Source organism: Devosia geojensis (assembly GCF_000969415.1).
GTDB lineage: Bacteria > Pseudomonadota > Alphaproteobacteria > Rhizobiales > Devosiaceae > Devosia > Devosia geojensis.
This window is the reverse complement of sequence record NZ_JZEX01000001.1, coordinates 1-7,158: the sequence shown is the minus strand read 5'-3', so window position 1 is coordinate 7,158 and position 7,158 is coordinate 1. Positions and strand designations below refer to the sequence as shown.

Below are 7,158 nucleotides of genomic sequence, written 5' to 3'. Positions count from 1 at the left end.
GGGTGGGGGGGAGCCGCAACAGTCGGCAAACCCTCAACGCTTCGACCTCATCGTCTCCAACCCGCCCTATATCGAATCGGACGAAATCCCCCGCCTCGCACGCGAAGTACGCGGGCACGATCCCCTGCTCGCCCTCGATGGCGGCCCCGATGGTCTTGCGCCCTACCGCATCATCGCCGGCGGCGCACCGCGCCATCTCAAACCCGGCGGCAGGCTGATGGTCGAGATCGGCAGCGGGCAGGGCAGGACCGTCGCCGAGCTCCTCGAGAAAGCGGGCTTTCGGAACGTTGCGATAGATAAAGACCTCGCGGGTCTTGACCGTGTGGTATCGGGGCACCATCTACACCCTTGAAAGCGCATATCGCCGCAACCGCGAAATTTGTGCTTGGAAACCCAAGCCGAACGATATAGTTTGCCGGTGCTGTCAACGGCGCATCATGAGCGCCACGGTGATGGCCACCCGTTCATCATGAAGCTGCATGGCGCAGCGCGGACCCGGCGGAGACACCCGGCCCACGCGTTTGATGAATCCGGAGCCAGTGGCGGTCCCGCCAGACAGTTCTAGGTCTTCATGAAGCCAGACTGCGACCGATGCGCGGCGCGTTTGAGGCACCGCCCGGCTGTTGGCCAGACACGGCATCTGCGTGTCCGCCAGTGATGTGACGCTTACTTTTTCAGAGTTACAAAGCGACCCGATGAGACCCAACCAGCAGAACAACAAGAACCGCTCGCGCAACCGTAACGGTGGACGCAAGCACACCAATCCGCTTTCGCGCAGTTACGAGAGCAACGGCCCCGATGTGAAGGTGCGCGGCAACGCCGCCCATATCGCGGAAAAATACACCCAGCTCGCCCGCGACGCGCAGTCGTCCGGCGATTCGGTGATGGCGGAGAACTATCTCCAGCACGCCGAGCACTACTATCGCATCGTCATGGCGGCCCAGCCGCAGAACTTCCGGCCCGACAGCGGGCAGGACAACGACGATGATTTCGACGGCGACGAGGATATGGGCAACCGCTTCGCCTCCCGCTCCGAACGGGCGCCCGAGCGCCAGGAGAGCGAGGGCGAGGCCGAGCCGGCGACCGCCGCTGCCGTCAACGGCGCCGAGGGCGCTGCGGGCGAAACCGCCGAGGCTGCCCCCGCCGCCGAGGGCGAAGGCGAGCAGCCGCGCAAGCGCGAGCGTCGTCCGCGCCGTCGCCGCGCCGCCGCGGGCGCCGAGAACGGGGCCGATCCGGCCAGCTCTCCGCAGCCCGAGATCGGCGAACTGCCCGCCTTCATCACCGCCGGCGGCACGGCAGCCGCGGAGTAGGGCGGGGCGTCTGATCCAATCTTTTCAAAGGCCGGGCATGGAGCCCGGCCTTTTAGTTTTTCAAGCTCTTCCTATATCCCATTTCGAAGACGGAAACGCGCCGGTTCATTGGGCGTTTCCAAACCAACGCTTCCGCAGCGGTCGCCGGTGCTTTTCAAGGCCGGTCCGCGGGCGAGACAGGAGAGTTGCATGAATATCGAGAAATACACCGAGCGGGCGCGCGGCTTCATCCAGAGCGCACAGACCACCGCGCTCGGCAAGGGCCACCAGCAGTTCCTGCCGGTGCATCTTCTGAAGGTCCTGATCGACGACGATCAGGGCATGGCCAACGGCCTCATCGAGCGCGCCGGGGGCGATCCCCGTCTTGTGCGCGCCGAGACCGAGGCGGCCTTGGCGAAAATCCCCAGCGTTTCGGGCAGCGGCGCCTCGCAGCTCTATTTGAGCCGCGAGCTGGCGCGCGTGTTCGACACCGCCGAGAGCGCGGCGCAGAAGGCGGGCGATTCCTTCGTCACCGTCGAGCGGCTGCTGCTCGCCCTCGTCGTCGAGAAGGACAGCGACGCAGGCAAGATCCTCTCGTCTGCGGGCGTCACGCCGCAGGCGCTCAACCAGGCGATCGAGGCGATCCGCAAGGGCCGCACCGCCGATTCGGCGTCAGCCGAGAACGCCTACGATGCCTTGAAGAAATACGCCCGTGACCTCACCGCAGACGTGCGGGCCGGCAAGCTCGACCCCGTCATCGGGCGCGACGAGGAGATCCGCCGCACCATTCAGGTGCTCTCGCGCCGCACCAAGAACAATCCGGTGCTGATCGGCGAGCCCGGTGTCGGCAAGACCGCCATCGCCGAGGGCCTCGCCATCCGCATCGTCAACGGCGACGTGCCGGAATCGCTGAAGAACAAGAGCCTGCTCGCCCTCGACATGGGCGCGCTGATCGCGGGCGCCAAATACCGCGGCGAGTTCGAGGAGCGCCTGAAGGCCGTGCTCGGCGAGGTGACCGCGGCCGAAGGCCAGATCATCCTCTTCATCGACGAGATGCATACCCTCGTCGGCGCCGGCAAGGCGGACGGGGCGATGGACGCCTCGAACCTCCTGAAGCCCGCGCTCGCGCGCGGCGAGCTGCACTGCGTGGGTGCGACGACGCTCGACGAGTACAGGAAGCACGTCGAGAAGGATGCGGCCCTCGCCCGGCGCTTCCAGCCGGTCTTCGTCGACGAGCCGACGGTGGAAGACACCATCTCGATCCTGCGGGGCTTGAAGGAAAAGTACGAGCTACACCACGGCATCCGCATTTCCGACTCGGCGCTGGTCTCGGCGGCGACGCTCTCGAATCGCTACATCACCGACCGGTTCCTGCCCGACAAGGCCATCGACCTGATGGACGAGGCGGCGGCGCGGCTGCGCATGGCCGTCGATTCCAAGCCCGAGGCCCTCGACGAGCTCGACCGGCGCATCATGCAGCTGAAGATCGAGCGCGAGGCCTTGAAGAAGGAGACGGACGACGCCTCCCGCCAGCGGCTCGAGCGGCTGGAATCCGACCTTGCCGGGCTTGAGGAAGAGGCGCAGGCGCTTTCCTCCAAGTGGCTGGCGGAAAAGGAACGCCTCTCGGGCAGCCAGAAGCTCAAGGAAGAGCTCGACAAGGCGCGCAGCGAGCTCGAGATCGCCCAGCGCAAGGGTGACCTCGCGCGGGCCGGCGAGCTTGCCTATGGCGTCATCCCCGACCTTGAAAAGCGCATCAAGGCGGCCGAGGATCCGGATGGGGACGGCGTTGCCGATGCGCCCTCGATGGTCGAGGAGGTCGTGACCCCGAGCCACATCGCCCAGGTCGTCTCGCGCTGGACCGGCATCCCGGTCGACCGCATGCTCGAGGGCGAGCGCGAGAAGCTGTTGCACATGGAAGCGACCCTCGGGGCGCGCGTCGTCGGCCAGGAGGAGGCGGTCGCCGCCGTCTCCAAGGCCGTGCGCCGTTCGCGGGCGGGCCTGCAGGACCCGAACCGGCCGATCGGCTCGTTCATGTTCCTGGGGCCCACCGGCGTCGGCAAGACGGAGCTGACCAAGACGCTGGCCCAGTTCCTCTTCGACGACGAGACGGCGCTGGTGCGCCTCGACATGTCCGAGTTCATGGAAAAGCACTCGGTCGCCCGCCTCATCGGCGCGCCTCCGGGCTATGTCGGCTATGACGAGGGCGGGGTGCTGACCGAAGCGGTGCGCCGCCGGCCCTACCAGGTCGTCCTTTTCGACGAGATCGAGAAGGCGCATCCGGACGTCTTCAACATCCTGCTGCAGGTGCTCGACGACGGGCGCCTCACCGACGGGCAGGGCCGCACGGTCGACTTCCGCAACACGGTGATCATCCTCACCTCCAATATCGGGGCGGAATTCCTCGTCGAATTGAAGGACGGGGAATCGGTCGAGCTTGCACGCGGCAAGGTGCTGGATATGGTCAAGGCCTCGTTCCGGCCCGAGTTCCTCAACCGGATCGACGAGATCCTGCTCTTCCACCGGCTCGACCGCGCGCACATGGGCGATATCGTCGACATCCAGTTCGGGCGCCTGACGCACCTCTTGGAGGATCGCGACATCACCCTGACGCTGACGCCCCGCGGGCGCGAGTGGCTGGCCAACGAGGGGTACGATCCCGCCTATGGCGCGCGCCCCTTAAAGCGCGTCATCCAGCGCGAGGTGCAGGACCGGCTCGCCGACGAGATCCTTTCCGGCCGCATCGCCGACGGCTCGTCCGTCACCGTCGATGCCGGCGAGGAGGGGCTGGTGCTGCGGCCCGGCGGCGAGGCCGCTCAGGACGCGGCAGCTTAGACTCTGTCATGTGTTGACGGAGGCGGCGTCGCCAGCCCCACACCTCTCCCTTCGGGGGAGAGGTCGACGCGAAGTGGCGGGTGAGGGGGCCTTACTTCCGGCGTGTGGTCAGAGGACGCGGCGGCCTAATCCCTCGCTTCCCCGCCCCTGCTCCCGAAAGGATGACAGGCACGATTCCCCTCTCCCCTTGAGGGAGAGGGACGGATTTTCCGCGTTCAGCGGAAAATCAGGGTGAGGGGTCTGCGATGCCGCCGCGCATGCCGGCGTCGATGGCCGCATGGCTGACCCCTCATCCGCCCCTTCGGGGCACCTTCTCCCACAAGGGGAGAAGGGGGACCGCGCCCCACGCGGTTGCTCTTCTGAGGGAACCGCAAGGCTCCTTCGCCCTTTTCCTTTTGCCAACCGGCCCCGACCTCCCGGCCCGGTCTCGAGGTGATTGCGTTTGCGCAACGGATGTTTTAGAACAAAACAAGAACATACAAGGAGTGCGACCATGGCGTTCACCATCGACTATCTCGAATTCCCGAGCGGCGACGGCTCGGCGAGCCGCAAGTTCTTCGCCGAGGCCTTCGATTGGGGCCTCATCGACTACGGTCCCACCTATTCCGGCCTCGACGGGGCGGGGATCGATGGCGGAATCGACGCGACGGACGGGCGGGTGGCGGCGCCCCTCGCCGTCATCCGCACCGACGATCTCGATGCGGCCGAAGCGCGGGTCAAGGTCGCCGGCGGCACCATCACCCGGCCGCAGTTCGATTTTCCCGGCGGCCGGCGCTTCCATTTCCGCGAGCCGGGCGGATGCGAGCTCGCCGTCTACGTTTCGCGCGAGTAGCGCGAGGCAACCGGCGGGTGCCTTCAGGGCTTCTCCTCCTGGAACAAATCCGAGGAGAATCCCATGCAGCACGTTACTCCTGAGATGCAGGCCTGCATCGACCAGTGCCTGGCCTGCTATAAGACCTGCGCGTCGATGGCCATGAACCACTGCCTCGAGCTCGGCGGCGCGCATGTGGAAAAGCAGCATTTCACGCTGATGATGGCGTGCGCCGAAATCTGCCGCACGGCTGCGCATTTCATGCTGATCGGCAGCCCGCATCACAAGCATGTCTGCCGGGAGTGCGCCGAGATCTGCACCGAATGCGCGGCCGACTGCGAGCGGATCGGCGACATGGACGAGTGCGTCGCGGCCTGCCGGGCCTGCGCCGAGAGCTGCTGGGAAATGGCGGCCTGACAGGGGCGTTGCGTCGCCGCGCGAACGGGCCGATGATCGAGCGGGCGGAAATCCGGGTGGAAGCGATGCAGAGCGAAGGTGTGGCAAACCCCCGGGAGGAAACCTTCTGCCCCGTATCGCGCCGGCGCTACGTGCTGGTGTCGGCGATCCTCGCCTCCTCGATGGGCTTCATCGACGGCTCGGTGCTCTCGATCGCGATTCCCGCCTTGCGCGCCGATCTCGGCGCCAGCCTTGCCGATGCGCAATGGGTGTCGAACAGCTACATGCTCTTCCTCGGCGCCCTCATCCTCATCGGCGGGGCGGCGGGCGACCGGTTCGGCCTGCGCCGCGTCTTCGGCTTCGGCATCGCGCTTTTTACCGCCGCCTCGATCGCGTGCGCGCTCTCGCCCAACGCCGGCCTTCTCATTCTCGCGCGCGCCGTGCAGGGGGTGGGGGCGGCCTTCATGGTGCCGGGCAGCCTTGCCATCATCGCCAAGGCCTACCCCAAGGAAGAGCGCGGCAAGGCCATCGGCCTCTGGGCCGCGGCATCCTCGCTCACCACCATTCTCGGGCCGATCATCGGCGGGCTGGTGCTCACGGTCTTCGGCGACTGGAGCTGGCGGCTGGTCTTTGCCATCAACCTGCCGCTTGGGGCCGTCGCGCTTGCGCTCCTCTGGCTGCGCGTGCCGGCCGATCCGCCGGCGGGCGGGCGCTCGCTCGACGTGATCGGCGCGATCCTCGCCAGCCTCGGCCTCATGCTCATCGCCTTCGGGCTGACCGGCGGGGGTGACGAGGGGACCCCCTCGGTCTCCCATATCCTCACCTTTGCCGGCAGCGGCGTCGTCATCTTTACCGGCTTTCTCTTCTGGGAAGCGCGGGCGAAGGGGCCGATGCTGCCGCTGCGGCTCTTTGCCAATCGCGGCTTTTCCGGCGCCAATGCGCTGACCCTCACCCTCTATTTTGCGCTGTCGGCGGTGAGCTTCTTCCTGCCGATGACGATGATCGCCGGCTGGGGCGTCTCGCCGGCCGAGGTTTCGCTCGCCTTCCTGCCGCTCGGGGTCGCGCTCACCCTCCTCTCGTCCTGGGCGGGCGGGCTCGCCGACCGGTTCGGGCCGGCCCCGCTCATCGCCGCCGGTGCGGTGCTCGTCGGCCTGGCGTTCGCGGGCCTCGGCTTCACCGCGCCGCTGCAGAACGTCTGGGGCGCGGTGCTGCCGCTCGTCTGCCTCATGGGTATCGGCATGGGCCTCGTCGTCTCGCCGCTCTCGACGGCGGTGATGACCTCGGTCGAGGACGCCGACACCGGCATCGCCTCGGGGGTCAACAATGCCGTGGCGCGTGTCGCCGCGCTGCTGGCCGTCGCGACGATGGGGTTCGTCGCGGCCGTCGCCTTCGGGCGTTTCATGGGTGGAGCGGGCGGGCCCGGCATCGCCTTCGGCCTCGTGCCGCCGGCGCCGCTCGATGCGGGCGCCGAATCGGCGCGGCAGGCGGCGACCGATTCGACCTTTGCGGTCATCGCCTACATCAACGCCGCGCTCTGCCTCGTCTCGGCGGCGATCGCCTGGACGACGCTGGAGACGAAATCGGGACGCCAGGCGGGCTAGGTCGTGTGGACATTTAGGTCAGGACGAGCCGAAAAGGGTGGTTTTCGAGAACCGGAGCGCAGCGTACGTTCGGGTACGTGAGCACCGGAAGCGCAGAAAACTGCCCTTTGCAGGCCGCCATCACCTAACTGTCCACACGACCTAGAGCTCTTCATAGATGAATAGAATCATCGGCTCTACCGCCTCCCTCCCCCCTTGAGGGGAGGGATTGAGGGTGGGGGTCGTTGTG

Annotated in this window: 6 protein-coding genes; all 6 read left to right on the top strand. The window is 67.1% G+C overall.

The genetic code is table 11. The features are described from left to right. Positions 1-352: N5-glutamine methyltransferase family protein (locus VE25_RS22840; RefSeq protein ID WP_160299932.1), on the top strand; the 352-nt coding region annotated here is incomplete at its 5' end. A 343-nt stretch (positions 353-695) separates the two neighbouring features. Continuing rightward, positions 696-1,310 (top strand): DUF4167 domain-containing protein, encoded by a 615-nt coding sequence (locus tag VE25_RS00025; RefSeq protein WP_052731621.1) that lies wholly within the window; start codon positions 696-698, stop codon positions 1,308-1,310. A 189-nt stretch (positions 1,311-1,499) separates the two neighbouring features. Then, positions 1,500-4,121, top strand: coding sequence for an ATP-dependent chaperone ClpB (gene clpB, locus VE25_RS00020; protein WP_046106524.1), 2,622 nt, complete (start codon positions 1,500-1,502; stop codon positions 4,119-4,121). Positions 4,122-4,614: 493 nt separating this feature from the next. Next, positions 4,615-4,953 carry a VOC family protein gene (locus tag VE25_RS00015; RefSeq protein WP_046106523.1) on the top strand — a complete coding sequence of 113 codons (339 nt, stop codon included), beginning with the start codon at positions 4,615-4,617 and terminating at the stop codon, positions 4,951-4,953. Between the two features lie 63 nt (positions 4,954-5,016). Continuing rightward, positions 5,017-5,349 carry a four-helix bundle copper-binding protein gene (locus tag VE25_RS00010; protein WP_046106522.1) on the top strand — a complete coding sequence of 111 codons (333 nt, stop codon included), beginning with the start codon at positions 5,017-5,019 and terminating at the stop codon, positions 5,347-5,349. 32 nt (positions 5,350-5,381) lie between these two features. Beyond that, positions 5,382-6,929, top strand: coding sequence for a DHA2 family efflux MFS transporter permease subunit (locus VE25_RS00005; protein ID WP_083988629.1), 1,548 nt, complete (start codon positions 5,382-5,384; stop codon positions 6,927-6,929). Positions 6,930-7,158: the final 229 nt, after the last annotated feature.

Bases quoted from the DNA above. Each gene is read 5' to 3' on its own strand.
- VE25_RS00010 (WP_046106522.1), top strand. From the start codon at position 5,017: ATGCAGCACGTTACTCCTGAGATGCAGGCCTGCATCGACCAGTGCCTG.
- VE25_RS00025 (WP_052731621.1), top strand. From the start codon at position 696: ATGAGACCCAACCAGCAGAACAACAAGAACCGCTCGCGCAACCGTAAC.
- VE25_RS00005 (WP_083988629.1), top strand. From the start codon at position 5,382: ATGATCGAGCGGGCGGAAATCCGGGTGGAAGCGATGCAGAGCGAAGGT.
- VE25_RS00015 (WP_046106523.1), top strand. From the start codon at position 4,615: ATGGCGTTCACCATCGACTATCTCGAATTCCCGAGCGGCGACGGCTCG.
- clpB (WP_046106524.1), top strand. From the start codon at position 1,500: ATGAATATCGAGAAATACACCGAGCGGGCGCGCGGCTTCATCCAGAGC.